Source organism: Nocardia higoensis, from assembly GCF_015477835.1.
Classification (GTDB): Bacteria; Actinomycetota; Actinomycetes; order Mycobacteriales; family Mycobacteriaceae; genus Nocardia; species Nocardia higoensis_A.
In genome coordinates, this window is the sequence record NZ_JADLQN010000002.1 from 1 (window position 1) to 24,955 (window position 24,955).

The 24,955-nt window shown below is 69.0% G+C and carries 22 protein-coding genes and 1 tRNA gene; 16 read left to right on the plus strand and 7 right to left on the minus strand.

The window, feature by feature from the left end:
- The coding region (locus IU449_RS14060; protein WP_195002583.1) for an acetyl-coenzyme A synthetase N-terminal domain-containing protein at nt 1-157 on the minus strand (157 nt) is incomplete at its 3' end.
- Nucleotides 158-288: 131 nt separating this feature from the next.
- Between IU449_RS14060 and IU449_RS14065 the strand changes: the two genes are divergently transcribed.
- Nucleotides 289-1,035 carry an oxidoreductase gene (locus IU449_RS14065; RefSeq protein WP_195002584.1) on the plus strand — a complete coding sequence of 249 codons (747 nt, stop codon included), beginning with the start codon at nt 289-291 and terminating at the stop codon, nt 1,033-1,035.
- A gap of 454 nt (nt 1,036-1,489) precedes the next feature.
- Here IU449_RS14065 and IU449_RS14070 read toward each other — a convergent pair whose 3' ends face one another.
- Nucleotides 1,490-2,329: an HAD-IB family hydrolase gene (locus IU449_RS14070; RefSeq protein WP_324188300.1), complete on the minus strand. Its 840-nt coding sequence runs from the start codon at nt 2,327-2,329 to the stop codon at nt 1,490-1,492.
- Between the two features lie 389 nt (nt 2,330-2,718).
- Here IU449_RS14070 and ssd point away from each other — a divergent pair, with 389 nt between their 5' ends.
- From ssd to IU449_RS14125, 11 genes are all read left to right on the plus strand, one after another.
- Nucleotides 2,719-3,825, plus strand: a complete 1,107-nt coding sequence (gene ssd / locus IU449_RS14075; protein WP_195002586.1) for a septum site-determining protein Ssd — start codon at nt 2,719-2,721, stop codon at nt 3,823-3,825.
- Nucleotides 3,822-5,009 carry a TadA family conjugal transfer-associated ATPase gene (locus IU449_RS14080; RefSeq protein ID WP_195002587.1) on the plus strand — a complete coding sequence of 396 codons (1,188 nt, stop codon included), beginning with the start codon at nt 3,822-3,824 and terminating at the stop codon, nt 5,007-5,009. The genes ssd and IU449_RS14080 overlap by 4 nt, the downstream gene beginning before the upstream one ends.
- On the plus strand, nt 5,006-5,794 hold the full coding sequence (locus IU449_RS14085) for a type II secretion system F family protein (protein WP_195002588.1): 789 nt from the start codon (nt 5,006-5,008) through the stop codon (nt 5,792-5,794). Before IU449_RS14080 ends, IU449_RS14085 begins: the two co-directional genes overlap by 4 nt.
- A 12-nt stretch (nt 5,795-5,806) precedes the next feature.
- A complete protein-coding gene (locus IU449_RS14090) occupies nt 5,807-6,409 on the plus strand; it encodes a type II secretion system F family protein (protein WP_195003179.1) in 603 nt (200 codons plus the stop codon).
- A 155-nt stretch (nt 6,410-6,564) separates the two neighbouring features.
- Nucleotides 6,565-7,662 (plus strand): ABC transporter substrate-binding protein, encoded by a 1,098-nt coding sequence (locus tag IU449_RS14095; protein WP_228804697.1) that lies wholly within the window; start codon nt 6,565-6,567, stop codon nt 7,660-7,662.
- 14 nt (nt 7,663-7,676) lie between these two features.
- Complete coding sequence (locus tag IU449_RS14100) at nt 7,677-8,507, plus strand: ABC transporter ATP-binding protein (RefSeq protein ID WP_195002589.1); 831 nt, start codon at nt 7,677-7,679, stop codon at nt 8,505-8,507.
- Entirely contained in the window at nt 8,504-9,331 is an 828-nt protein-coding gene (locus IU449_RS14105; protein ID WP_195002590.1) for an ABC transporter permease, read from the plus strand. The genes IU449_RS14100 and IU449_RS14105 overlap by 4 nt, the downstream gene beginning before the upstream one ends.
- Nucleotides 9,328-10,158, plus strand: a complete 831-nt coding sequence (locus tag IU449_RS14110) for an ABC transporter permease (protein ID WP_228804699.1) — start codon at nt 9,328-9,330, stop codon at nt 10,156-10,158. The genes IU449_RS14105 and IU449_RS14110 overlap by 4 nt, the downstream gene beginning before the upstream one ends.
- Nucleotides 10,159-12,295: 2,137 nt before the next feature.
- Nucleotides 12,296-12,511: a DUF4244 domain-containing protein gene (locus tag IU449_RS14115; RefSeq protein ID WP_195003181.1), complete on the plus strand. Its 216-nt coding sequence runs from the start codon at nt 12,296-12,298 to the stop codon at nt 12,509-12,511.
- 122 nt (nt 12,512-12,633) lie between these two features.
- Nucleotides 12,634-12,918, plus strand: a complete 285-nt coding sequence (locus IU449_RS14120) for a TadE family type IV pilus minor pilin (protein WP_228804818.1) — start codon at nt 12,634-12,636, stop codon at nt 12,916-12,918.
- The gene (locus IU449_RS14125) at nt 12,911-13,261 is read left to right on the plus strand and encodes an Rv3654c family TadE-like protein (protein ID WP_195002593.1); all 351 of its coding nucleotides are present in this window, start codon (nt 12,911-12,913) and stop codon (nt 13,259-13,261) included. Before IU449_RS14120 ends, IU449_RS14125 begins: the two co-directional genes overlap by 8 nt.
- Before the next feature lie 316 nt (nt 13,262-13,577).
- Here IU449_RS14125 and IU449_RS14130 read toward each other — a convergent pair whose 3' ends face one another.
- Nucleotides 13,578-15,932, minus strand: coding sequence for a DEAD/DEAH box helicase (locus IU449_RS14130; protein ID WP_324188246.1), 2,355 nt, complete (start codon nt 15,930-15,932; stop codon nt 13,578-13,580).
- Between the two features lie 470 nt (nt 15,933-16,402).
- On the opposite strand from IU449_RS14130, the gene IU449_RS14135 reads away from it, so the two are divergent.
- The 4 genes from IU449_RS14135 (at nt 16,403) to IU449_RS14150 (ending at nt 21,225) form a co-directional block, all read left to right on the plus strand.
- Complete coding sequence (locus IU449_RS14135; RefSeq protein WP_011206895.1) at nt 16,403-16,609, plus strand: cold-shock protein; 207 nt, start codon at nt 16,403-16,405, stop codon at nt 16,607-16,609.
- A gap of 267 nt (nt 16,610-16,876) precedes the next feature.
- Nucleotides 16,877-19,837 carry a type I DNA topoisomerase gene (gene topA, locus IU449_RS14140; RefSeq protein WP_195002594.1) on the plus strand — a complete coding sequence of 987 codons (2,961 nt, stop codon included), beginning with the start codon at nt 16,877-16,879 and terminating at the stop codon, nt 19,835-19,837.
- Between the two features lie 52 nt (nt 19,838-19,889).
- Nucleotides 19,890-21,092, plus strand: coding sequence for a DNA polymerase III subunit delta' (locus IU449_RS14145; protein ID WP_195002595.1), 1,203 nt, complete (start codon nt 19,890-19,892; stop codon nt 21,090-21,092).
- A gap of 57 nt (nt 21,093-21,149) precedes the next feature.
- A tRNA-Thr gene (locus IU449_RS14150) sits at nt 21,150-21,225 on the plus strand.
- A gap of 14 nt (nt 21,226-21,239) precedes the next feature.
- Here IU449_RS14150 and IU449_RS14155 read toward each other — a convergent pair.
- From IU449_RS14155 to IU449_RS14170, 4 genes are read right to left on the minus strand one after another with little or no spacing between them, the layout of a single operon-like run.
- Complete coding sequence (locus IU449_RS14155; protein ID WP_195002596.1) at nt 21,240-22,469, minus strand: site-specific integrase; 1,230 nt, start codon at nt 22,467-22,469, stop codon at nt 21,240-21,242.
- A complete protein-coding gene (locus IU449_RS14160; RefSeq protein WP_195002597.1) occupies nt 22,466-22,642 on the minus strand; it encodes a helix-turn-helix domain-containing protein in 177 nt (58 codons plus the stop codon). Before IU449_RS14160 ends, IU449_RS14155 begins: the two co-directional genes overlap by 4 nt.
- A 14-nt stretch (nt 22,643-22,656) precedes the next feature.
- Nucleotides 22,657-24,369: a helitron helicase-like domain-containing protein gene (locus tag IU449_RS14165; protein ID WP_228804701.1), complete on the minus strand. Its 1,713-nt coding sequence runs from the start codon at nt 24,367-24,369 to the stop codon at nt 22,657-22,659.
- The gene (locus IU449_RS14170; RefSeq protein WP_195002598.1) at nt 24,366-24,893 is read right to left on the minus strand and encodes a hypothetical protein; all 528 of its coding nucleotides are present in this window, start codon (nt 24,891-24,893) and stop codon (nt 24,366-24,368) included. The genes IU449_RS14165 and IU449_RS14170 overlap by 4 nt, the downstream gene beginning before the upstream one ends.
- Between the last annotated feature and the right edge of the window lie 62 nt (nt 24,894-24,955).

The following is a 24,955-nucleotide window of genomic DNA, read 5'->3' on the forward strand; positions in this document are numbered from 1 at the left end:
AGGGGGTGTGCCAGTGCAGGCGGCGGGCTTGTTCGGCCCAGAATTCCAGTGGGTCGGTGCGGGCTCGGTCGTAGAGGGAGCTGTCGGCGTTGGCCTGCGCGACGAACTCCGCCGACGGCGGGTAGGACTCTCGATGATCTGCGGTGGTTTCGGACATCACATCTCTTCTCTCACGTCGGCAGGGCCGAGTCCGAGATTAGTCAACTGTGATCCACGCCGCGTGGAGTGTCGGGTTCGTAGCGCGAGCCCCGCCGCATCGCTCCCGGTTGCCTCAGTAGCCTCGTCCCCGTGACCGATCCGCTGCAGCCCCTCGTCGACCTGCCCGGTGTGCTCGAGGCCGCCGACCGCGCCCGCGACGCGCTGGCGACTGTCCACCGGCACCGAGCCAACCGGCGCGGCTGGCCGACCACCGCGGCCGAGGCCGCTGTCCGCGCCGCCCGGTCCTCGGCCGCGATCGACGGCGGCGGCACCGACATCCCCGCCGACGGCCGGGTCGCCGATCCCATCCTGGCCGGCTCGCTGCGGGTCGGCCAAGCCCTCGACGGTGACGCACTGCGCAATCTGACCGCCACCTGGCAGCGCGCTCCCCTCCAGGCGCTCGCCCGGTTGCATCTGTTGGCGGCCGCCGATCTGGTCTCCGACGAACTGTCGCTGGGCAGACCGCGCCCTGAACCAGGTGTGGCGCAACGCCTCGATCTACTCGTGCAGACTCTGCAGGTCACCCGCGCCCCCGCACCGGTGATCGCCGCCGTCGTGCACGGCGAGCTGCTGTCGCTGCGGCCCTTCGGCAGCGCGGACGGCATCGTCGCGCGCGCCGCGTCGAGACTGGTGACGGTGGCCAGCGGGCTAGATCCGCACAGCCTCGGGGTGCCGGAGGTCTTCTGGCTGCGCCGCAGGCAGGCCTACCTGGACGCCGCGGCCGCGTTCGGCACCGGCGACCCGACCGGCGTCGGTGGCTGGGTCATCCTGTGCTGCGGTGCGCTCGAAGACGGCGCGCGGGAAGCGACGTCGATCGCCGACGCCGCCGCGGGCTGAACGCCTCCCGGAGACCTGGACGCTGCACGGAAGAACCCCATACACGTCGAAACGGGCGGTGCTATCGTCCTGCGACGATTCCACCGCCCGCTAGCACGGAGTACCCGGTTACCAAGCGTGCATATTCGGGTTGTGTTCCATGGCCTCGGCGATCATTCGTACTCCGCCGGTTCATCCCCGCAACCTGTGCGAGGCTCTCGCCGTCGGCAGTCGAACTACGCAGGCCCACAACGCTGCTGCCCTTGTAGCGGCGCGCTCCGCGTGGGTACCTGGCCTCCGTGCTGGGAAAGTCGGGCGGGGGACTGAACCTTCTCTTCCGGCTCCGTCGTGGCCATCCGGCCTTCCGTAGCTACCTTTCTACCATCGTGAGACATCTCACTCAAGGGGTTGAATCTGCAGGAGGGAACCGTGTCTCGCGTGTCGCCCTACGGTCTCGAAATCGCGTCGAGCAGTGTCAGCGACGTTTCCGCAACAGTCGGTAACCGACGGCTCCGGCCAGCGCCGCGCTCAGACCGACGGCGGCTGTCGCAGCCACCGTGGTCGACGAGGGAGCCTGGAAGCGCGCCCACAGCGACACCGGGTTCGAGAAGGTCAGCACGGTCCAGCCCCGCGTGAGGGCTTCCCTGCGCAACGCGCGATCCGGGTTGACCACGGTGGGGTGGCCGACCGCGCCGAGCATCGGCAGGTCGGTGATCGAATCGGAGTAGGCGTAGCAGCGCGACAGGTCGTAACCTTCTGCCGCGGCGAGCTTTTCGATGGCACTCACCTTGCCTTCGCCGTAGCAGTAGAACTCCAGCTCGCCGGTGTACTTGCCGTCGGCGACCACCATCCGGGTGGCGGCGGTGTGCTGGGCGCCGAGTGCGCGCGCGATCGGGGCGACGATTTCCTCGCCGGAGGCCGAGACGATCACCACATCGTGCCCGCGGATCCGGTGATCGGCGATCAGGTCGGCGGCCTCGGCGTAGATGACCGGGTCGACCATATCGTGAAGTGTCTCGGCCACAATGGCTTTCACCTGTTCGACGTTCCAGCCCGCGCACATCTTGGTCAGGTGCTCGCGCATCCGCTCCATCTGGTCGTGGTCGGCGCCGGAGAGCAGGAACAGGAAGTGCGCATAACTGCTCTCGAGCACCGCCCGGCGGTTGAGCAGGCCCTGGGCGAAGAACGGTCTGCTGAACACGTAGGTGCTCGACTTGGCGATCACCGTCTTGTCGAGATCGAAGAACGCCGCGACGCGCGCCGCGCCGTCCGGGGGGTGCGCGAAGGTGGGCGCCGCCCAGGAGGCCGCGACCACGGGATCGTCGTCCTCGGCCGTCACCTGTTCAGGATAGGCGCGACTACGGTGCCGCGGGTCACAGCCGGGTCGGTGCATCCGCCGCGATGTTTGCTCGCGAGACGCCGGAGACGTGAACGGTCACAAAAGTTCTTCCGTGCCGCACTTGCGTCGGCGGCGGGCAATGGGTGTAGTATTGCTGGCACCTGGACATGTTCCAGGCGTGTTCAGCCCGACCCCCCGGGGCTGAACCCCGACGGCCCCAGCCTCCTCCCCCCCCGGCTGGGGCCGTCCTCTATTTCCGGATGGACGCACTTTCGGTCCCGCGGCGTTCTCCACAACCGGTGAGTTATCCACATTCGGCATTCGTGTGCTGTCGGCGCTCGGCCGATTCGGCGACGCTGACGCACATGGCCCACGATCCGCTCGAACACCCGCTCACGCGGCCCGCACTCGTGTTGATCCGTGATGATCGACTCCGCGAAGAGGTGCGCCGGGTCGCCGCCGCGGCCCAGCGCGCACTGCTGGAGACGGACCCTCCGGTGGGCCGGCACAGCTGGTCGAGCGCACCGTTGGTGATCCTCGACACAGCCTGTGCTCATGAGTGCGTGAGTGCGTTTCACCAACGCCGGGCGGGGGTAATCCTGGTGACCGACGGCGAGCCCGGGCTCTCGGATTGGCAATGCGCGGCGGCCGTCGGAGCGGAGCGGGTGATCGCGCTTCCCGGCGCCGCGGTCGGGCTTGTCGAGAAGTTTGCTGAGCACGGCGAACCGAAGGCAGGCGATGGCGTCGTGGTCGCTGTCGCGGGGGCCTGCGGTGGCGCGGGCGCCTCTGTTCTGGCCGCCGCGACAGCGGTGCGAGCGGCCGGCGGACCGTCCGCCCGGCGCGTTCTCCTGGTCGACGGCGCGCCCTTCGGTGGTGGTCTGGACCTGCTGCTCGGCATCGAGAACACGGCCGGATTGCGCTGGTCGGATCTCGTCGTCGAGGACGGCCGTGTCGCGGCGGGCGCACTGCACGACGCGCTGCCGTGCGCGGCGCCGGGGCTGGCGGTGCTGTCCTGCGGGCGCGGCGGTGCCGGTCGATTGCCCGCCCGCATCGGAGCTGCCGCCATCCACGCGGTGCTCGAAGCAGGCCGTGCCGCAGGCGATCTCGTCATCTGCGATCTCTCCGGTGAGCGCGGACCGGCCACTGATCAAGTGCTCGATTCGGCCGATCTGGTCGTGCTCGTCGTACCGGCGCGCCTGCGCGCCGTGGCGGCCGCGGAATCCGCGGCCGCCTACATATCGGCTCGAAATCCCCAGCTGGGCTTGATAGTTCGCGGGCCCGCGCCCGGCGGGCTGCACGGTGAGGAGATCGCCGAAGTGCTCGACCTACCGCTGCTCGCCGCGGTGCGCGCGCAGGCCGAGCTGCCTGCTCGGCTGGAACGTGGCGGGCTGCGAGTGCCACGGCGCGGTCCGCTCGCCATCGCGGCGGCGGCGGTGCTCGACGTCCTCGACGCACCTGAGCGGGTTCGATGAGCACCCTGGTCACCGCCGATCTGCTGGACAGGGTGCGTCGGCGGATCGCCGGTCACAGCGGTGATCCCGATCCGGCGCGACTGGCCGCCGCGGTCCGGGCCGAAACGGGGGGCGTCCTCGGCGACACCGATCTGCTGCGTGTCCTGCGCCTGCTGCAGACCGAGCTGACGGGCGCGGGACTGCTCGAACCGCTACTGAACGATCCACGGGTCGCCGATGTGCTCGTCACCGCGCCCGACGCGGTGTGGATCGACCGTGGGCACGGCCTGGAGAAGACGTCGGTCACCTTTCCCGACGAAGCGGCGGTGCGCAGGCTCGCGCAGCGGCTGGCGTTGTCGGCGGGCAGGCGCTTGGACGACGCCCAGCCCTGGGTCGACGGCAGGCTCAGCGGCACCGGGTCGGCCCTCGGCGCATCGTTCGGCGTGCGCCTGCACGCCGTGCTCGCCCCGATCTCGCACGGCGGAACGTGTCTGTCGTTGCGGGTGCTGCGCCCCGCGACCCAGGGGCTGGACGCGCTCGCGGCCTCGGGGGCGGTACCCGCGTCGGCGAAGCCGTTGCTCGAAGCCGTCATTCGCGCCCGTCTGGCGTTTCTCGTGGTCGGCGGCACCGGATCCGGAAAGACCACGCTCCTGTCGAGCTTGCTGGCAACGGTGGATCCGGCGGAGCGCATCGTCTGTGTGGAGGACGCCGCCGAACTCGCCCCACCGCATCCGCATGTCGTGCGACTGGTCGCCCGCACCGCGAATGTCGAGGGGGTCGGCGAGGTGACAGTCCGCGACCTGGTGCGGCAGGCGTTGCGCATGCGGCCGGACCGGATCGTCGTCGGGGAGGTGCGCGGCGCCGAGGTCGTCGATCTGCTCACCGCGCTGAACACCGGTCACGACGGTGGCGCGGGTACGGTCCACGCCAACTCGCCCCGCGAGGTGCCCGCGCGGCTGGAAGCGCTCGCCGCGCTGGGCGGCATGGATCGCGCCGCCCTGCACAGCCAGCTCGCGGCAGCGGTCCAGGTGGTGCTGCACGTGCGACGCGCCTCGGACGGCTCGCGGGGGTTGCGCGAGGTCGGTGTGGTCGAACGCGCGGAGGACGGCCGGGTGCGCATCACCGCCGCCTGGCGAGCGGACGGCGGATCGGTCCCGGCCGCGGCACGATTGACAGCCCTGCTCACAGAGCGGCTCGGCGGATGATCCCCGCCCTCCTCTGTCTGGCCTCGGCGCTGCTCCTACCGCAGGCTCCCACCGCCCGCCGCCGCCGGCGCGCGTTGTTCCTCGCACGGCCGAGTGTGTCGTCCACAAGGGTGATGCGCATCGCGGGCCTCGCCGGGGCCGCAGCCGTGGTGGTGGGGACCGGGGTCGGGCCGTTCATCGCGGCCGCGCTGGCCGCTGCCACCGTGACCGTCCGAGCTCGCCGGGGCAGACGCGATCGTGAGCAGGGCGCCGAATCCCTCCGGTTGCTCGACGCCTTGGAAGCCGTGGTGGGCGAGTTGCGGGTCGGCGCGCATCCCAGTGCCGCCGCCGAGGTGGCCGCGCGCGAGTCCGGTAGTGGTCCGGCGGCCAGAGCTTTCGCCGTCAGCGCGGCCCGTAGCAGGCTCGGCGGCTCGGGCGCCGACGGTCTGCGCGACGACGATTCGGTGATACGCGTGGAACTGGACCGCATCGCCGATGCCTGGCAGGTCGCCGAGCGGCACGGCTTGGCGTTGGCCGAACTGCTCGCCGCCGCGCGTGCCGATCTCGCCGGGCGGGTGCGCTTCCGCCGTCGTAGCGCCGCCGCGATGGCCGGTGCGCGGGCGACCGCGACGGTGCTGTCCGGCCTTCCCCTGCTAGGTCTGGCTCTCGGGCAACTGATGGGCGCCCAACCGCTGCGCGTATTGCTCACCACCGCGGCGGGCGACGTACTGTTGCCGCTGGGCGCGGCATTCGTCTGCGTCGGTGTGCTCTGGACCGATGCGATCACCCGAAAAGGTCTGGTGTGAGCGATGTCCGGAATGTCTGCCGCCGCCGCTGTTGTGCTCGCCGTCGCGCTGCTGTCCTGGCCCGCCCGCGCCGCGCCGCGCCATCGCCTGCGCATCCCGCCCACCGGGCGGGACCCGAATCCGTCCGCATCGGAACCGTCCGTCCTCGATCCGCTGTCGATCGCCTCCGTCTTCGATCTCCTCGCTGCCTGCCTACGTGCCGGACTCCCGATGGCCGCCGCGGCCTCCGCCGTCGCATCCAGCGCTCCGCCCGATCTGGGCGCCGCGCTGCTGCGCGCCGCCGACATGCTCACCCTCGGTGCCGATGCCGCGACCGCATGGGAGCGGGCCGCCCAGGATGCCGCCGGTCGCCCCGGCGCCACCGAGATCGAGTCACTGGCCAGAATGGCCCGGCGCTCGGCCCGCTCGGGAGCGTCCCTGGCCGAAGCCGTCGGCGAGCTCGCAGTGCAGCACCGCGGTGCCATCGAGGACGCGGCCGCCGCCCGCGCCGAACGTGCTGGGGTGCTGATCAGTGGCCCCCTCGGCCTGTGCTTCCTGCCCGCGTTCCTCTGCCTGGGCATCATTCCGGTCGTCGTCGGTCTCGCCGGTCGTGTACTGGACGGCGGCCTGCTGTGAATCCGTCACCGCGATGTTCGGATAACGGCCGTCCGGAGAATTTACGACCACGAAACCGAACGTCTCCATGTGGAAATGCCCGTCTCATAACCTGCTCGCCCAGGCACTGTCGTTGCGTCTCTCGGGCGGAACTGTCAGCTCACGCAGGAGAATTCATGATGTCGCACCGTTTCCCCCGCCGCCGAGGCCGTCGTCTGGTCGCCACCTCGCTGGTCGCCACGCTCGCCGCCCTCGGACTCGCCGCCTGCGGCGGCAGCGACTCGGCGACCGTGGACGGACACGGCAAGATCAGCGTCCAGTACTCATGGATCAAGAACGAGGAGTTCGCCGGCGAGTTCTACGCCTACGACAAGGGCTACTACACCGAGGCCGGTTTCTCGGCGGTCAACGGTATCTCCGGCCCGGATACCGGCGTGGCCAAGCTGCTCAGCGGAACCGTCCAGGTGGCGCTCAGCGACGCGGCGTCCGTCGGCGCGGCCATCGCCAACGAGGACGCCCCGCTGAAGATCATCGGCGCGACGTTTCAGAAGAATCCCTTCACCATCCTGTCCCTCGCCGACGGCGCGAATATCGCTACGCCGCAGGATCTCCGGGGCAAGAAGATCGGCGTCCAGGACTCCAACGCCAGCGTCTTCGAGGCGATTCTCAATGCCAACGGCATCCCCGCGAGCGAGGTGGAGGTCGTGCCGGTGGACTTCGACCCCACTCCGCTGATGGAGGGCAAGGTCGACGGCTTCATGGCCTACCTCACCAACGAGGCGTTGACCGTCGAACTGGCCGGCCACAAGGTCACCAACCTGCCCTACGCCGACAACGGACTCCCCTACGTCGCGGAGACGTTCACCGTCACCGATCACTATCTCGCCGAGAACCGGGATCTGCTCGAAGACTTCCTGATCGCCGAGATCAAAGGCTGGTCGGATGTCTTCGCCAATCCCGTGGACGAGACCGTGGCCTTGGTGACCGAGTACTACGACAAGGCGGCCTCCGACAACGCCGACGGTTTGGAATCCACCTTCGGCGCCCTGGATCCGGTGAAGACCAAGCGGGGGCTCGAGGCCCAGAGCCTGCTCGTCTCCACCCCGGAGACCGAAGCCAACGGCCTGTTCACGATCAGCGCGGAGCTGAAGAAGCAGACCGTCGCGTCCCTGGCCGCCGCAGGCTGGGAGGTCACCGTCGAGGAACTGTTCGATACCAGCATCATCGAGAAGATCTACGCGGAGAATCCCGAACTCGAGACCTACCTGCCGTGACCCAGGAGGCCTTGATGTCCATCGACAACACCACCGCTGCCGACGCGGCGTCCTCCGTGTCCGGCACCGGCATCCATATCACCGGTCTCACCAAGACCTTCCGGGCCGGCCGTGGCCGCACCGTCACGGCGCTGGCGGACGCGGATCTGCACACCGAGCAGGGCTCGTTCCTGGCGTTGCTCGGACCGTCCGGCTGCGGAAAGTCCACCATCCTGCGGATTCTCGCCGACCTGGAGCACCCGACCTCGGGCACGGTCGTCGTCGATGGCAAGGCGCCGGAGACATTGCGCCGCAACAGCGAACTCGGTATCGCCTTTCAGGATCACGCACTGCTGCCGTGGCGCAGCGTGCGCAAGAACATCCGGCTGCCTTTCGAAGTGGCAGGGCGGGAGGTCGACAAGGACTACGTGGAAGAGTTGATCGCACTGGTCGGGCTGCGCGGCTTCGAGGACAGCCGTCCCGCGCAGCTCTCCGGCGGCATGCGCCAGCGGGTCTCCATCGCCAGGGCGCTGGTGCTGAAGCCCTCGGTGCTGCTGCTCGACGAGCCGTTCGGCGCGCTCGACGACATGACCCGCCAGAACCTCAATCTGGAACTGTTGCGGATCTGGACCGAGAAGCCCGCGACCACCTTGCTGGTCACCCACGGCATCTCCGAGGCGATCTTCCTCTCCGACCAGGTCGCGGTGATGTCACCCCGGCCCGGCCGGATCAAGGCGATCATCGAGGTCGATCTGCCCCGGCCGCGAACCCCGGAGATGATGCGCACGCCGGAGTTCCACGCGTTGGTGGACAAGGCGTCGGAGATCCTCTTCGGCGCCGACGGACGCGCGGGCGCTGAGTCGTGACCGGGCCCCGCTCCCAGCTCCGGGTACGCGGCATTCCCGGCGGACTCGCTGTCCTCCTCGGCGCCGTCGCCCTCGTACTCGGCTGGTGGCTGTTCTCGGTGCTGGCTTTCCGGCCGGACCCGGGCACGACCTACGATCCGGTGCCCGGGCCGTGGGCGGTGGTCCGGCAGATCGCCGACGACGGATTCACCGCGTACTGGGACTTCTTCTCCGTCACTATCCACGAGGCCGTCGTCGGCTTCCTGTGGGGCAACGGCCTGGCGTTGGTGCTCGCGGCCACGGTGCTGCTGGCGCCGCGGATCGAAACGGTCGTCACACAGATCGCCGTGGTGAGCTACTGCCTGCCCCTGGTCGCGGTCGGAGGCATCTCCATCGTCGCGCTGGGCGGTGCGGAATCGCCGGGGGACCCCTCCGCGACCGCGATCTTCCTCGCCGCGCTGTCGGTCTTCTTCACCACCGTGGTCGGCGCACTGCTCGGTTTCCATGCCGCCGACCAGGCCAGCCTCGACGTGGTCCGGGTGTTCGGCGGCGGCCGGTTCCGGCAGCTGTACAAGGTCCGGCTGATCGCGGCCCTGCCCGCGATTCTCAATGCGCTCCAGATCGCCGTCCCGGCCTCACTGCTCGGCGCTGTCCTCGGCGAGTACATGGGAGCGACGGACCGGAGTGTCGGCATCACCCTCATCCGGCTACAGGGCCAGTTGGACTCGGTGCGGGTCTGGGCGGTGTTCCTGCTATGCGCGCTGGTCGCGCTGGTGGGATATGGCGTGTTCGGGCTACTCGCTCGATTGGTCACCCCCTGGGTGGCGGGACGGGGGAGCGCATGAGCCGTGCGATGGTGCGGGCGGTCCGACGAGCACTGGTCGATGCCGTGCTGACGGTGCTGATCGTGATCGCGCTGTGGCAGGCCGTGGTCAGTTTCGCCGGCGTCTCGCCGTACGTGGCCAAGGGCCCGGTGGAGGTGTTCGAGTTCCTGTTCGTCGACGAAGCCGGAGCGAAAGCGGGCGGTCTCGCCGCCGACAACCGTGCCGCCCTGCGACCGCTCACCGTGCAGACGCTCCAGGATGCCGGCCTCGGCTTCGTGGTCGGCATGACGATCGCGGTGACGCTCGCCGTGATCTTCTCACTGTCGCGTGCCGTCGAGGCCGGGGTGCTGCCGCTGGCGTTGCTGCTGCGCAGCGTCCCGCTGGTCGCCATCTCGCCGGTCATCATCCTGATCACCGGGCGCGGCACCACGGCTTCGGTCGCCGCGATCGGCAGCATCGTCGTGCTTTTTCCCGCACTGGCGTCAGTGCTGTACGGCCTGGGGCGGGCGAGTCCCGACAGCCTCGATTTGGTCCGGGTATACGGCGGCGGCAGCGCGAGGGCACTGCGCATGGTGGCCTTGCCGGGTGCTCTCCCGTCGATCTTCGCGGCGGCCCGGGTCTCGGTGCCGGGAGCGGTGACCGGAGCGTTGCTGGCCGAATGGCTGTCCACCGGCAAGGGCATCGGCGGCTCCATCCAGAAGTTCAGCGCGGCCGCGAAGTTCGACGAGCTGTGGGCCTCGGTCGCGGTCATCACCGCGATCACACTGGTGCTCTACAACGTGGTGCAACTGATGGAGAACGCGGTGCTGGCGCGGATGGGTATGGGCAAACAGGCCGCCGCGACGTAGTTGTCCACAGCCGCCGAGTTGTCCACATTCGGCGATCGGACGCTGTCGGGCACAGGTCTTGTCCACGACGCTTGTCCACATGCGATCCCATCCCGTCATCTCCACGGCGCGAGCCCGGCAGGCGCCCGGTTCCACCGGCGCGCGGCGTGCGCGTGCGCGGCGCCACCCCACGCCTGCCCGTCCGTGGACGGGATCTCCGGTACGCCGCCATGTGCTCGGCCGACGCGCCCGGCCGGTCTATGGCGCGTCGCTCGCTCGACGCTGCGAGTCCGCTGCTCCGCCGCCGATCCACGCCACAATCGAGCCGTCCGGGTCCGTCCGGGTCGACGCGGTCAGCCGGGATCTGCCCCAGGTCCGCCGCCTCGCACCGCTTGTCGTACCCGGATCGCTCTCACCCGCGTCCGGTCGGTTCGGTCTGCTCCGTCGCGACCCGTCCCGCCGGCCTCGGTGTCATACCCGAGCAGACCACCGGCTGAGAGGGTACGCGGCTCTGCCCGCTGAGCGCCGTCGGTGCCGCCGCATCGTGGCTTCGAGTCCGCATGGTGGTCTGCGGTGCCTGACCCGACCGGCCGAGGCCCGAGCACGCGGTTCGCGACCGGCCGGAGCTCGATCGCCGGAATCCGACCGACCGGCCAGTGGCCGAACGTGCGGGCCCGGCGACCCCGCTCCGCGATCCGCGGGTGCCCGTGCTTTCGAACCGGTCGATCACGTGGGCCCTGTCCACGCAGGTTCGGGCCAAAGTTCCGGGCCTCCGCTCGCCGGGCGCTACCCCTGCCCGTCTGATGTGGTGCCCGGTCCCCATTCGTCGCGGCATCCGCCGCGCGCAGACAGTAATGAGAAAGGACAGCCTGTGCAGATCACCACCACGACCGGCCGGACCACCAGGAGGCTCGGCACCCTGCTCATGGTTCGCCGTAGCCACGCCGATCCGCAGCCCATCCGCCCCAGTTCCGTGAGCGATCCCACCACGGTGGACGGTCCGAACCTGGTGGGCGGCACGGAGGCCACCGAGCCTTCTGCCCGCGAAATGGTCACTCAGCAGCATGAGGGATCCGAGGCTGCACCTGCCACGGAGGGCGAGGACGCCACCGAATCGGCAGACGGTGCCGGGAACGGAGGTCCTGCGGCCCATGCGGTCGAGGCGGACGGCCCGAACGCGGTCGCGGCCGCATCGCCGAGCAGCCTCGACGCGAAGTCGAATCCGAGCCTGCGCGCAGCGACCGCCGGTGCGGGAGCGACGACGCGGAACGAGGGGCACGATACGCAGCGGCCCGGCACGTCACGAGTGGCCGCTGCCGGACCGCTGATCCACGTCCCGATGTTCTGGCGACCGCCGCGGGCGGACGATGCCATGAGCACCCACCGATCCGGCACGGTCCAGGAATCGCTGGATCTCGCTGTGGGCGTAGCCGATGCCTGTTCGCCGGAGACCAGCCCGAGCCTCTCCCGCGTAGATGCGGCGCCGTGTGCGTCCGGTCCCCACGGGGCACCGCCGCCAATCGGCTCACGTGAGGCGGTGCCGCCGATCGGATCAGGCGAGGAACTGTTGCCCGCTGGTGCGGAGGAGGCGCTGATGCGGACCGGGCCGGATGAAGAAATGCCCGCGGTGACCTCCGGCCCGAAAGCGGTGAATGCGCGGAAGGCGCCGTTGCGTTGCGCTTCCCGTCGATGCGTTCTTCCCGGTCGCTCGGGCGACGAGTGCACCACCGCTCCGGGGGCACCGGTCTCGCGTCCGGAGGCCGGGACGTCCGGATCGCGCCCGCTGGTGCGGTCGTCACACGCCGCGACATCGCTCGAGTCGCGCGCTGCGCACTGCCTGTGGGCGCGACGGCTCAGGGGGCTGCGTCTGAGCCTGCGGCGCCGACTGCCGCGCACGGTGGTCACGGCATGGGCAGATCGCCGCGTCGTCGCGGCCGCCGCCACGGTGGCGGCTTGGTCCCTCTCGTCGGCGATGCGTATCGTCGCGGGTCGCCGCGCCGCGTCGGGCGGCCCCAGCGCGGACGAGCGCGTGCGCGGGCTGGACTTCGTTCGCCGCATCCTCGCCGCGCATGCCCACGCGACGGCTTGTCGCGGCCCACGCGCATTCTCCGTCCGGTCCGGGAACCGGCGACGGCACAGCGCCCGCTCCATGCTCCGGATGACCCGGGCCGCTCTCGGAAGGATCGGCACGGAACTGCGCATCCGGCTGGTGCGTGCGATGCGTGCGGACGACGGTATGTCCACCGCCGAATATGCCATCGGCACGATCGCCGCGGCCGCGTTCGGTGCGGTCCTCTACGGGGTGGTGACCGGGGACTCTATCGTGGACGCGCTCACCGGCATCATCGACAAGGCTCTCAGTACCAGCGTCTGAACGGGCGCGCAGCGATGTCCTATGTGCTGGTGGACAGGTCGCAACCGCGCACCACGCCGGCCCGTCTGGTCGCCGACGACGGCGCGGTGACCGTGGAGGCCGCCATCGCTGTCAGCGCGATCATGATCGCCGTGATGCTCTGCCTCGGGACGCTGTTCGCGGCGTCGGCACAGGTCCGTTGTGTCGACGCCGCTCGCGAAGCCGCCCGGCTGGAGGCCAGGGGAGATTCGGCGGCCGCGCGCTCCGCTGCCGGGCGGATCGCGCCGCCGGAGGCCGACATCTCGGTGCGGCGCGAGGGCGGGTTCATCGTGGCAGTGGTCACGGTCGGCGCACCACTGCTGCCGCTTCGCCTGCGGGCCGAGGCGGTCGCGGTGCCCGAACCGGGAACGGAGGCCCACGGTGGATAGGGGTGGCGACAAGGGGGCGGCCACCGTGTTCGCGTGCATCGCCTTGGTCGGGCTCATCGCGGTCACCTCGATGCTGGTGAACTTCGGCGCGGTGGTGGTGGCGCGGCATCGGGCGCAGGCGGGCGCGGATCTCGGCGCGCTCGCGGCGGCGGGCGTCCTGGACAACGGAACAGATCACGCATGCGCTCGAGCGGCCGCGATCGTGCGCCGGATGGGCGGTTCGGTCACCGCGTGTGAGGTGGTGGGATGGGAGGTGACGGTCTCGGTGGAAGGAAATGTGTCGGCCGGTGTCCTCGGCGACCGGATCGTGCGCGCGAGTGCACGCGCCGGACCTGCGCATTAGTAAGACCGACCGGTCGGGAATGTTCCACAGTGGATGCTGCAAGGTTGAATTACCGAATACTCCGGCTGTCGACAATTACGATGGGGTATCTAAATGAGCCCGATTGCGCTAATTCAAATCGCGAAAGCGTCCCACCCGGTAGGCATCGGCCGCAATGCCGTAGTTAACATGAAACTATTCCGTTTTATTCTCAGGGCCGAGATGTCCGTCCGGTGACGGCGGCGGCCGGTCAATCTTCCGGCCGTGACCCAGCCCACAGCCAGCTATGTGGCCGGTGGTCCGGCGGTGTCTCCGTCCGTACCGTGTGGACCTGCGTCTATGTCGGGAAGGGCGTCCGGTCGAGTTCGGTGAGCATCGCGCGCAGGAGGCGGGTCGCAGCGCCCTTGTCGAGGGGGCTGTTGCCGTTCCCGCACTTGGGTGACTGGACGCAGGACGGGCATCCGGTGACGCACACACAGGATTCGATGGCGTCGAGTGTGGCCGCCAGCCAAGGACGCAGCCGGGCGAAGCCGCGCTCGGCGAAGCCGGCACCGCCGGGCTGCCCGTCGTAGACGAAAACCGTGGGCAGGCCGGTATCGGGGTGTTCTGCTGTGGACAGGCCGCCGATGTCCCAGCGATCGCAGGTCGCGATCAGTGGGAGCAAGCCGATGGCGGCGTGTTCGGCGGCGTGCAGCGCACCGGGCAGCTCACGGGCGGAGACGCCCGCGGTCTCCAGGAGGTCGGTGGTGACGGTGTAGAGGACGGCCTTGGTCGGCAGGGTCCGGGCGGGAAGATCGAGTTCAACCATGTCCAGCACCTCGCCGGTGGGCAGCGTCCGCAGGTAGCCGATGAGCTGGGTGGTCACGCTGACCTGCGCCAACGCGCTCGTCACGGCGCCGTGCGCGTGCTCGTCGACGATGCCGTCGATGGTCAGGCAGGTGAGCGAGCGGGCGGTGGTGGTCCAGCCGGGCTCGTCCTCGTGGACGAACGCCACGCCGTCGTCCAGGTCGAGTTCGTCCACCACGTAGGTCTCGCCTTGGTGCAGATGGACAGCCCCTTCGTGCAGCGTGGACGACGCCCGGGCAGCGTCGGCGGTGCCGATCAACCGCCCGGATTCGCCGTCGACGATCATCACCGGCGCACCGACCCCGCCGCGCACGTCCACCTCGTCGTGCGGGTAGGTGTGCGCGGTGACGTGCCAGCGGCCTGAACCTTTGCCGGGCCGATACCGGATCAGCCCTTGTTCGGCCAGGTCGGCGAGTACTCCGCGAGCTTCGAGGTCATCGGCTTCGGCGTCGGTGACGGGCAGTTCGGCGGCCGCGCAGAGCAGTTGCGGGCCCAGCACGTAGGGATTGGCCGGGTCGGTGATGGTCGCCTCGACAGGCTTGCCGAGCAGCGCCTCGGGGTGATGGACGAGGTAGGTGTCCAGCGGGTCGTCGGTGGCGACCAGTACCACCAGCGACCCCTGCGTGCGTCGGCCTGCCCGGCCCGCCTGCTGCAGGAAGGAGGCCACCGTGCCGGGAAAACCGGCGATGACGACGGCGTCCAGGCCCGCGATGTCCACGCCCAGTTCCAGCGCGTTCGTTGTGGCGGCACCCAGCAGGGTCCCGTCGGACAGGGCGGCCTCGAGGGCGCGCCGATCCTCGGCGAGGTAGCCCGCGCGATAGGCCGCGACGCGGGCGGGCAGTGCCGGATCTCGCTCGGACAGCAGCCTGCGCGTCTCCCGTGACACCAGTTCGGCGCCGCGCCGCGAGCGGACGAAGGTCAGCGTACGCGCGCCTTCGGCCACCAGATCGGCCATGATGCGTGCCGCCTCCACGGTGGCCGGACGCCGGACCGGCGCGCCGTTCTCCCCGCCGGTGGCGTGCATCAACGGAGGTTCCCACAGCGCGACGGTGCGGGCGCCGCAGGGCGATCCGTCCTCGGTGACCGCCACGCACGGGGCTCCGACCAGCCGGGTTGCCGCGTCTGCGGGATCGGCTGTGGTCGCCGAGCAGAGCACGAACACCGGGTCGGCTCCGTAACAGGCGGCGATGCGGCGCAGCCTGCGCAGCACCAGCGCCACGTGCGACCCGAAGACTCCCCGGTAGGAGTGGCATTCGTCGACCACGATGTAGCGGAGTCTGCGAAAAAGTCTGGCCCAGCGCTGATGGGACCGCAGCATGCCGATGTGCAGCATGTCCGGGTTGGTGAATATCCAGCGAGCGTTGTCACGGACCCACTGCCGGACCTCCGCCGGGGTGTCGCCGTCGTAGGTGGCAGGGCGGACATCGCGCAGAGCCCCTTCGTGGGTCAGTTCGGAGATCGCGCGCAACTGGTCGGCACCCAGCGCTTTGGTCGGCGCCAGGTAGAGGGCCGTGGCCTGAGGATCTTCGCGCAGAGCGGTGAGCACCGGCAGTTGATACCCGAGCGACTTGCCGGAGGCGGTGCCGGTGCTGATCACTACGTGCTGCCCGTTCGCGGCCAGATCGGCGGTCTCGGTCTGATGCGTCCACGGCGCCGGAATGCCCGCGGCCTGGAACGCGGCGACGACCTCGGGATGGGCCCACGCCGGCCATGCGGTCGTACGAGCCCGCCTGGCGGGCTGGTCGTCCACGTGGGTCAACCGCGGATCTCCCGGAGAATCCAGGACACGGTTCAGCAACGATCGCCCGTAACCGAGGGCGATATCGGCGGTGGTTTCGCGGTACACGGTCACGAGGCAAGCACGGATGAGCGCCCAACGGGTATCGAATGGCCTTCTACCGGTCGACCGACCTGCATACTCGATGCGGAATAGCGACCTGCGTCACAGCCTTTCAACGGAGCTACCGCCCGGTTATCCCAAGGCAAACCAACCGTGAGTCTGGATTTGGGGATTGTGTCCCTTATCCGCGCATTCGCAAGATCAAGTTTTTTGCAAATTGTCGGTAACTCGACTGTTGAATTCCTCTGAGACATGGTTCACTGGTTCCTGGTCGCAAGCTTCTGTGTTCGAGGGACGGATCGAAAGTCCAAACCATCAGCAGGATCGATGTTGCGAGCGGTGTGCCTGGCGCTTTACCTGCGGTGCTTTCCGCAAGGATCTTCCCGCAGGGAACGGCCAAGAGTACAGCGGTCGGAACGGGCCCGGTGGACGAACCCAGTTGTCCGCCGTTCCGGTAAGAAAAGAGAAGGAACATAATGGCACAGGGAACTGTGAAGTGGTTCAACGCGGAGAAGGGGTTCGGCTTCATCGCGCCCGAGGACGGCTCCGCTGACGTCTTCGTCCACTACTCCGAGATTCAGGGTTCGGGCTTCCGCACCCTCGAGGAGAACCAGAAGGTCGAGTTCGAGGTCGGCCAGGGCACCAAGGGCCCCCAGGCCACCGGAGTGCGCGCGCTCAGCTGAGCCGCATCTATATCCAGCTTCGTCCCTCATCACCGGTACCGGGATGAGGGACGAGCTGTATCCGGGGTGGGGCGCTGCCTCAGGGGTCGAGCGCTACCATCTCCCCATCACGTACGCTCAGTGGTTCGGGTCGCGCGCGCCCGGCCGCTGCCGTCGTCAAGGTATAAACGTCACTGGTAGCGATGTTCGCAGTCGTCGCTTGCCTACAGCCGTGCACGACGCGAGGGCGCGTGGCGCGGGTTCTGAGAAGGAAAGGTGTTTTCGCCGGTGGCAACACGAGACCGCAGTGCAGCCGACCAGGGTCGTCCCCTGCGTCGTCTCGTGATCGTCGAATCCCCGACCAAGGCGCGCAAGATCGCCCCCTATCTGGGCCGCAACTACACGGTGGAAGCGTCGGTCGGTCACATCCGCGACCTGCCGCGCGGCGCCGCCGACGTGCCCGCCAAATACAAAGGCCAGTCCTGGGCCCGCCTCGGCGTCGACGTCGACAACGACTTCGAGCCCATCTACGTGGTGAGCCCGGACAAGAAGGCCAAGGTCGCCGAGCTCAAGAGCCTGCTCGCCGACGCCGACGAGCTCTATCTCGCCACCGACCCCGACCGCGAGGGCGAGGCGATCGCCTGGCACCTGCTCGAGACGCTGAAGCCGAAGGTGCCGGTGCGCCGGATGGTCTTCCACGAGATCACCGAGCCGGCCATTCGCGCGGCCGCCGCCGACACCAGGGAACTCGACCCCGATCTGGTCGACGCGCAGGAGACCCGCCGCATCCTCGACCGTCTCTACGGTTACGAGGTCAGCCCGGTGCTGTGGAAGAAGGTCATGCCGAAGCTGTCGGCGGGCCGGGTGCAGTCGGTGGCGACCAGGGTGATCGTGCAGCGCGAGCGCGAACGGATGGCGTTCCGTTCGGCCGAGTACTGGGACATCGCCGCCAAGCTCGATGCGGGCACCGGCGAGCAGGCCGACAGCGCGAATCCGCGCACGTTCGGCGCGCGCCTGGTCAATGTCGACGGCGCCCGGGTGGCGGGCGGCCGTGATTTCGGCCCCGACGGGCAGTTGAAGTCCGCCAACGGCGTGGTCGTGCTGGACGAGAACCGGGCACGCAGGCTCGCCGAAGCGCTCGACGGCGTGGATCTGGCGGTCACCTCCGCGGAATCCAAGCCCTACACCCGCAAGCCCTATCCGCCGTTCATGACCTCGACCCTGCAGCAGGAGGCCGGTCGCAAGCTGCGCTTCACCTCCGATCGCACGATGCGGGTGGCGCAACGGTTGTACGAGAACGGCTACATCACCTACATGCGTACCGACTCCACGACGCTGTCGGAGTCGGCGATCGCGGCCGCACGCACCCAGGCCACCCAGCTCTACGGCGCCGAGTACGTGCATCCGACGCCGCGCCAGTACACCCGGAAGGTGAAGAACGCCCAGGAGGCGCACGAGGCGATCCGTCCGGCGGGTGACACCTTCGCCACCCCGGGCCAATTGCACTCGCGGCTGGACAACGACGAGTTCCGCCTCTACGAACTGATCTGGCAGCGCACCGTCGCCTCACAGATGGCCGACGCGCGTGGCACCACGCTGACGCTGCGCATCACCGGTGTCGCGGGCACCGGCGAGGAATGCGTGTTCTCCGCCTCGGGCCGCACCATCACCTTCGCCGGTTTCCTCAAGGCCTACGTGGAGAGCGTGGACGAGGAGGCCGGCGGTCAGTCCGACGACGCCGAGTCGCGCCTGCCCGCGCTGCAGGAGGGGCAGAACGTCACCGCTGTCGAGCTGAATCCCGATGGGCACAGCACGAATCCGCCCGCCCGCTACACCGAGGCCTCGCTCATCAAGGCGCTCGAGGAGCTGGGGATCGGCCGCCCGTCGACGTATTCGTCGATCATCAAGACCATCCTCGACCGCGGCTACGTCTACAAGCGCGGCAGCGCGCTGGTGCCGTCCTGGGTCGCCTTCGCCGTGATCGGGTTGCTGGAGGCGTATTTCGGCCGACTGGTGGACTTCGACTTCACCGCCGCCATGGAGGACGATCTCGACGCCATCGCCGGTGGCCGGGAGCGCCGCGGGAACTGGTTGTCCAGCTTCTACTTCGGCGGCGACAGCGGGGCCGAGGGTTCGGTCGCCCGCTCGGGCGGTCTGAAGAAGATGGTCGGCGGGCAGCTCGACGACATCGACGCCAGAGCGGTGAACTCGATCAAGCTGTTCACCGATGCCGAGGGCCGCGACGTGGTCGTGCGGGTCGGCCGTTTCGGTCCGTATCTGGAGCGCCTGGTCGTCGATCCCGATGATCCCGACGGCGATCCGATCTCCCAGCGCGCGAACCTGCCCGACGATCTGCCCCCGGACGAGCTGACCGCCGAGGTCGCCGAAAGGCTGTTCGCGACCCCGCAGGAGGGGCGCAGGCTCGGCGTCGACCCGGCGACCGGGCACGAAATCGTCGCCAAGGAGGGACGTTTCGGCCCCTACGTCACCGAGATCCTGCCCGAGCCGGAACCCGAGCCGGAGGGTGCGAAAAAGTCCGCGGCGGCGAAGAAGGCGGCCGCGCCGAAACCGCGCACCGGTTCGCTGTTCAAGTCGATGGACCTGACCACCGTCACCCTCGAGGACGCGCTGAAGCTGCTGTCGCTGCCGCGCGTAGTCGGTGTCGATCCCGCCAACGGCGAAGAGATCACCGCGCAGAACGGCCGTTACGGCCCCTATCTGAAGAAGGGCTCGGACTCTCGTTCGCTGGCGTCCGAGGATCAGATCTTCTCGGTCACCTTGGAGGAGGCGCTGAAGATCTACGCCGAGCCCAAGCGGCGCGGCGGTCAGTCCGCCTCCACCGCGCCGTTGCGTGAGCTGGGCGCCGATCCGGTGTCGGGCAAGCCGATGGTGATCAAGGACGGCCGGTTCGGCCCGTATGTGACCGACGGGGAGACCAACGCCAGCCTGCGCAAGGGCGACGAGGTCGAGTCGATCACCGACGAGCGGGCCGCGGAACTGCTCGCCGATCGGCGGGCCCGTGGGCCGGTGAAGAAGACCGCGAAGAAGACAGCTGCCAAGAAGACCACCGCGAAGAAGGCCGCTGCGAAGAAGACCCCGGCCAAGAAGACGGCGGCGAAGAAGACCACGGCCGTCAAGAAGGCCGCGGCCGCGAAGGCGACGGCGACCACAGCGAGCGCCACCAAGACCGCCGCGAAGAAGGCTCCGGCCAAGAAGGCCTCGGCGAATACGAGCGCGGAGACCTCCTGAATCCGGGCCGCACCCCGACGGACGGGTCGGACCGGGCGGCTAGGGTGTAGTCGTGGCGGGAGTCTTCGATCGACTGGTCGGGCAGCACGCCGTCGAGTCCGAGTTGACGGCCGCGGCGGTGGCGGCCCGCGCGGGTGTCGTCGAGGGCGCGATGACGCACTCCTGGCTGTTCACCGGCCCGCCCGGCTCCGGCCGCTCCATCGCCGCGCTCTGCTTCGCCGCCGCTCTGCAATGCACCGATCCGGGGACTCCGGGCTGCGGTCGCTGCCACGCCTGCACCACCACCATGGCGGGCACGCACGGCGACGTGCGGCGGGTGGTTCCCGAAGGGCTGAGCATCAGTACCAAGGAGATGCGCGACATCGTGCAGATCGCCGCACGCAGGCCGAGTACCGGCCGATGGCAGGTGGTCGTGGTCGAGGACGCCGACCGGCTCACCGAAGGGGCGGGCAACGCCCTGTTGAAGGTTGTGGAGGAACCGCCCGCCCGCACTGTCTTCCTGCTCTGCGCGCCGTCGGTCGACCCCGAGGACATCTCGGTCACACTGCGCTCCCGATGCAGGCACATGCACCTGGTGACCCCCGCGGTCGCCGACATCGCCACCGTGCTGCGCGACAACGACGGTCTCGACGCCGACACCGCCGAGTGGGCCGCCTCGATCAGTGGCGGCCACGTCGGCCGCGCCCGCCGCTTGGCCACCGACGCCCATGCCCGCGAGCGCAGGCAACGCGCCCTCGCCATCGCCACCGCCGCCGCCCGTCCCGCCGCCGCCTATGCCGCCGCCGACGCGCTGGTGAAAGCCGCCGACGACGAGGCCAAGGAGATGAGCGCCGAACGCGACGAACGCGAACGCGACGAACTCGCCACCGCCCTCGGCGCGGGCGGCACCGGCAAGGGCTCGGCCGGGGCCACCCGAGGTTCGGCGGGCATCCTCAAAGACCTCGAACGCCGCCAGAAATCCCGCCTGACCCGCACCGGACGCGACGCCCTCGACCGCGCCCTCATCGACATCGCCGGTCTCTTCCGCGACGCCCTCGCCGTCCGCTTCGCAGGCCACGACCTGTCCGCGGTCACCCTCACCCACCCCGACATGGCCGACGCGATCCGCGACCTCGCCGACCGCGTCCCGCCCGAGGGTCTCCTCCGCAGCATCGACGCCGTCCTGGACTGCCGCGAAGCCATCGATCTCAACGTCAAACCCCGCTTCGCCGTCGCCGCCATGGTCGCCACCTTCATCGCCGCCCGGACCAGCTGACCACCCGTTTTCGCGATCCGCGGCCCGAGACGATAGACTCCGGTGGCCGAAAGGCACGCCGCCTTAGCTCAGTCGGTAGAGCGCTTCACTCGTAATGAAAAGGTCGGGGGTTCGATTCCCCCAGGCGGCTCCACCAGGAAATCAGCCTCAACCAGCTGATTTCCGTACCTTCCGACGCTTCCGGCGAGTCGGGGCCGCACCGCCCTTGTCACGGTTTGTCACAAGGGCCTCCAAAGTACCGGCCGCTGAGACCAGAGCGCCGTCCTGAGAATGGACGTAGGTGCGCATCGTGAACGCGCTGTCAGCGTGGCCCAACCACTCCGAGATCACCGCGATCGGCACCCCCTGAAGGTGCATCAGGGTCCCGCAGGTGTGGCGAGCATCATGCAGACGAAGGCGCCGCACCTCGGCGGCCCTGGTGATCTTCTCCCAATAGCCCGTCAAGGTGTCCGGGTGATACGGGTGGCCAGCCTCATCGACCACCACGTGCGTTCCAGGCCCGTACGCCTCACCGAGCGCCAATCTCTCAGCCGCCTGCCGCTTGCGAGCCGCCCGGAGCTCCGCCTCGAGCGTCCGAGTCAGCGGCAATGTCCGGCCAGAGTCCTCCGACTTCGGCTCGTACTCCACAGCCTTTCCGTTCACCGACACCCGGTTGTTGGCAATGGTCAGCCGCCCGCCGTCCAGATCGACATCCGACCACCGCAACCCGCCTATCTCACCGCGGCGCAGCCCGGACAACGCCAAGTGCCAGGCGTGACCGTTGCGATCCTCGGCCGCGACCGCCAGGATCTTGCGCACCTCGGACTCGGAGTAGGTGTCGTGGCGTCGTTTGGGTTTGGCCGGCACTCGGTCGACCAGCGCAGCGACGTTGCGGACCAACTTGCCTTCCGCCATCAGCGAATCCAACACCGCCTCGAAACGGTCCAGGGTCGCGTTCACCGTCTCCGGCTTCCACGGCCGCCGACACCGACCATCGGCCTTCTTGGCGGTCCCGGTGAGAAGATCGGTCACCAAGTCGTCCAGGTGCCGCTTCGACAGCTTCTGCACCGCCTCGGGGCCGTACCGATCACGCACAGGCTGCAGCGCGTTCGCGTAGTTCGTCGCCGTCGTCCCGCGAACCCGCTTACCTGCCAACCAGTCCGAGCACACCTGATCCACAGTCAAGGCCGAGCTTGGAACGTAGGTGCCTCGGCGAACAGCCATCGACGTATCCGCCAGCGCATCACGGGCTTCCTTCTCCGTGCGATACCGCCTGCGAGTCTGCCGCCGTTTGCCCGTCTCGGGGTCCGTCCCCGCCTCGGTAATCACCTGATAGCGGACCGACCCGTCTCGAAGGGTGATCTTCGTGATCTGTGGCGGCAGTTGCCGTCTGCTCACGCCGCGGCCTCATCGAGTCCGGTGATGTAGTCGGCGACGGCTTGTTCGGTGACGAAGCGGCGCCGGCCGATCTTCACCGACCGCAGCTGCCCGGAGCCGATCAACTCGTAGTACTTGCTGTGCCCGATCGGGATCAGCTTGCGGACTTCCTGCTCGGTCAACAGTTTCGACACGGTGACTGTCCCTTCTAGGCGGCGGATTGCTGAACGATCGGAGGCATCGGCGGGCCGGGCGGAGCGCCACCGGTGGCGAGGCGGGCATGGGTGTACTCGGCGCGTTGTCGCAGCCGCTCGGACACCGCCGCAATGATCAGATGCTCACGCGGTGGGGCTTCCTTGTCACCAGGGCGAACCAGGGTGATGCGCAGATTGGCGCGGCTATCGGGGCGGATGATCCCGACCGCTGCCAGGGTCTGCCGCACGAACTCGGCACGTTCGGCTTTGTGGTCGGCGACGGTCTTGCCGGTCCACAGGTTCGAGTTCAACACCCTTTGCCCGGGAAGCCCGAGGGTGTCACGGCGGTGGGCTTTGCCCTTGCATCGACCAGGGATCATCTTGTCCTTGGCGCCCTTCGGGACGATGCCGTAGCGCAGCCACACACCGCAGGTGGGCGAGCAGGGGGTGCGCTGAAGTTCGTCGTACAGCCGGTCGTAGTGGGCGGCCACGCGGGGGCTGTCTGGTTCGAGGAGTTCGGCGATCGACTTGGTGAGGTACTTGGTCAGGTACTTGACCTTGCGGTCTTCCTCGCCCGAGCCGCCGAGGATCTGAATCGGCTTGGACTGGGCGCCGAACCGGATCGTGTGCGACGGCTCCAACTCGTCCACGGTGTCCATCGCGGCCAACATGTCGTCCCACCCCGCCAGCGGGGTCCGGGTGTCGGGGTCTACGAAGGTGTTGGCTCGGTAGTCCCAGACCGGCATGTGATCGCCGGTGTAGAGCTCGCGGTTGTGTTGGGGCCACCAGATGTTGCGGTAGGTCGCGTTCGTGACGGCGGTGAAGATCGCGTTCGGGATCGTGCCCCGGATGGCGATATGCAGGTGCGGTGCGCCGCGCTTCTGGGGTTCGACGGTGGCGAAGTATTGGACGTTCCAGCCGACCGCGCGGCGCAGGTTTTGCACCCACCGGTCGAACAGCTTCGCGAAGTGCACGATGTCACGCGCGGCCTGGGTGTAGTCGTAGGTACCGGGGTCGCGGGGTGACCCGTCGGTGACGAGCTTGCCGTCCGGGCCGGACACCTGGTTGATCTGCCCATACGACGGCAGCGTGAGGGTGACAAAGGTCGAGGGCCGGTACTTGCCCGCGTACTCACGCCCGACCGTGGTTTTGGCGACCTTGCGGCGCGGCAGGTCGGGCACGTCGTCGCGGCGGCGGGTGGATTTGGCTTTGCGGGCGGGTTTGCGGTCCAGCGGTGGGAACGGGCCACGGACCCCGAGTTCCTTTAGCTCCTGGTCGAGTTCGGCCACCAGGTCGCGGATGGCGTCGGCGGCTTCGTTGTCGCCGAGGCGGCGGGCTTCGTGGTACTCGGTGAACATCCGCGCCCGAGCATCGAGAACATCCTTCTGCTCGTCGGTGATCGTCGGCTTCTCCCGCTGGGGTTCGGTGGCCAGGCACCAGCCCTCGCGGCATTGGGTCATCCGCAGCCAACGAGCGGCCTTCGCACACGGCGGGCACACCGCTTCCACGGTGGATTTGCACGGGACGCCGATGTAGGAGATTTTGCCGGTGGTGGGGTCGACCGCCCGCATCGGGAGGACGCGGGAGCAGACGCCTTCTTTCTCGGCGGCGGATTCGGCGATTTCGCGGAGGTTCGGGAGTGCGCGGTGAGCCGCCGCAGTCACCCGAGCGTTCGGGGACTGGGACGGATCGCCGTTCACCGCCAGGACGGCAGTGCTGTCGCTCATGCGGCCCCCTTCATCCAGTCACCGCCGTCGATGACCTGGGGCAGGTTCACCGGTTCGGCGAGGGCATCGTGGTAGTGGAAGTTCAGTTCGACCACGCCAGGTCCGAGCACCTTGACCCGGCACTCACGAGCACCAAACGCGTGGGCGAGCTGCTCGGCGCGATCGCTGTAGTCGTCAGGGCGGTGGCCGGCCACCATCCGCACATGCACCAGGTCATCACTGTCACCGATCCACACATCGAGCAGTCGCGGCACCCGCACCCGGTCACCGTCAGCAACGACGAGACCGCAGGCAGTCAGCAGACGCACCCAGCGACGCCGGTAGCGGAACAAGGCCAGGAACCGGGCACGGGCACGGCCGGTGACCCAACGCTCGAAGGTCTGCGGGCTCCGCACTCGCCACAGCACCATCCCCGCGACCCAGCCACCGACCACCCCGACCCCGGCCAGCGGATGCACCAGCACCCGGCGAGAACGGCCAGGACGATCGGGAGCGAGACCATCGGGAACAGCACCGCCCACCACGCCGTGACCGTGAGACCGATGAGTATTGCGCCGCCGACGTTGAGCAGGGCCAGGCCGATCAC

Coding starts and splice junctions, on each gene's coding strand:
- IU449_RS14115 (WP_195003181.1), top strand. CDS start 12,296: ATGACCCGGGCCGCTCTCGGAAGGATCGGCACGGAACTGCGCATCCGG.
- IU449_RS14090 (WP_195003179.1), top strand. CDS start 5,807: ATGTCTGCCGCCGCCGCTGTTGTGCTCGCCGTCGCGCTGCTGTCCTGG.
- IU449_RS14110 (WP_228804699.1), top strand. CDS start 9,328: ATGAGCCGTGCGATGGTGCGGGCGGTCCGACGAGCACTGGTCGATGCC.
- IU449_RS14135 (WP_011206895.1), top strand. CDS start 16,403: ATGGCACAGGGAACTGTGAAGTGGTTCAACGCGGAGAAGGGGTTCGGC.
- ssd (WP_195002586.1), top strand. CDS start 2,719: ATGGCCCACGATCCGCTCGAACACCCGCTCACGCGGCCCGCACTCGTG.
- IU449_RS14100 (WP_195002589.1), top strand. CDS start 7,677: ATGTCCATCGACAACACCACCGCTGCCGACGCGGCGTCCTCCGTGTCC.
- IU449_RS14165 (WP_228804701.1), bottom strand. CDS start 24,369: ATGAGCGACAGCACTGCCGTCCTGGCGGTGAACGGCGATCCGTCCCAG.
- IU449_RS14080 (WP_195002587.1), top strand. CDS start 3,822: ATGAGCACCCTGGTCACCGCCGATCTGCTGGACAGGGTGCGTCGGCGG.
- IU449_RS14095 (WP_228804697.1), top strand. CDS start 6,565: ATGATGTCGCACCGTTTCCCCCGCCGCCGAGGCCGTCGTCTGGTCGCC.
- IU449_RS14085 (WP_195002588.1), top strand. CDS start 5,006: ATGATCCCCGCCCTCCTCTGTCTGGCCTCGGCGCTGCTCCTACCGCAG.
- IU449_RS14120 (WP_228804818.1), top strand. CDS start 12,634: ATGATCGCCGTGATGCTCTGCCTCGGGACGCTGTTCGCGGCGTCGGCA.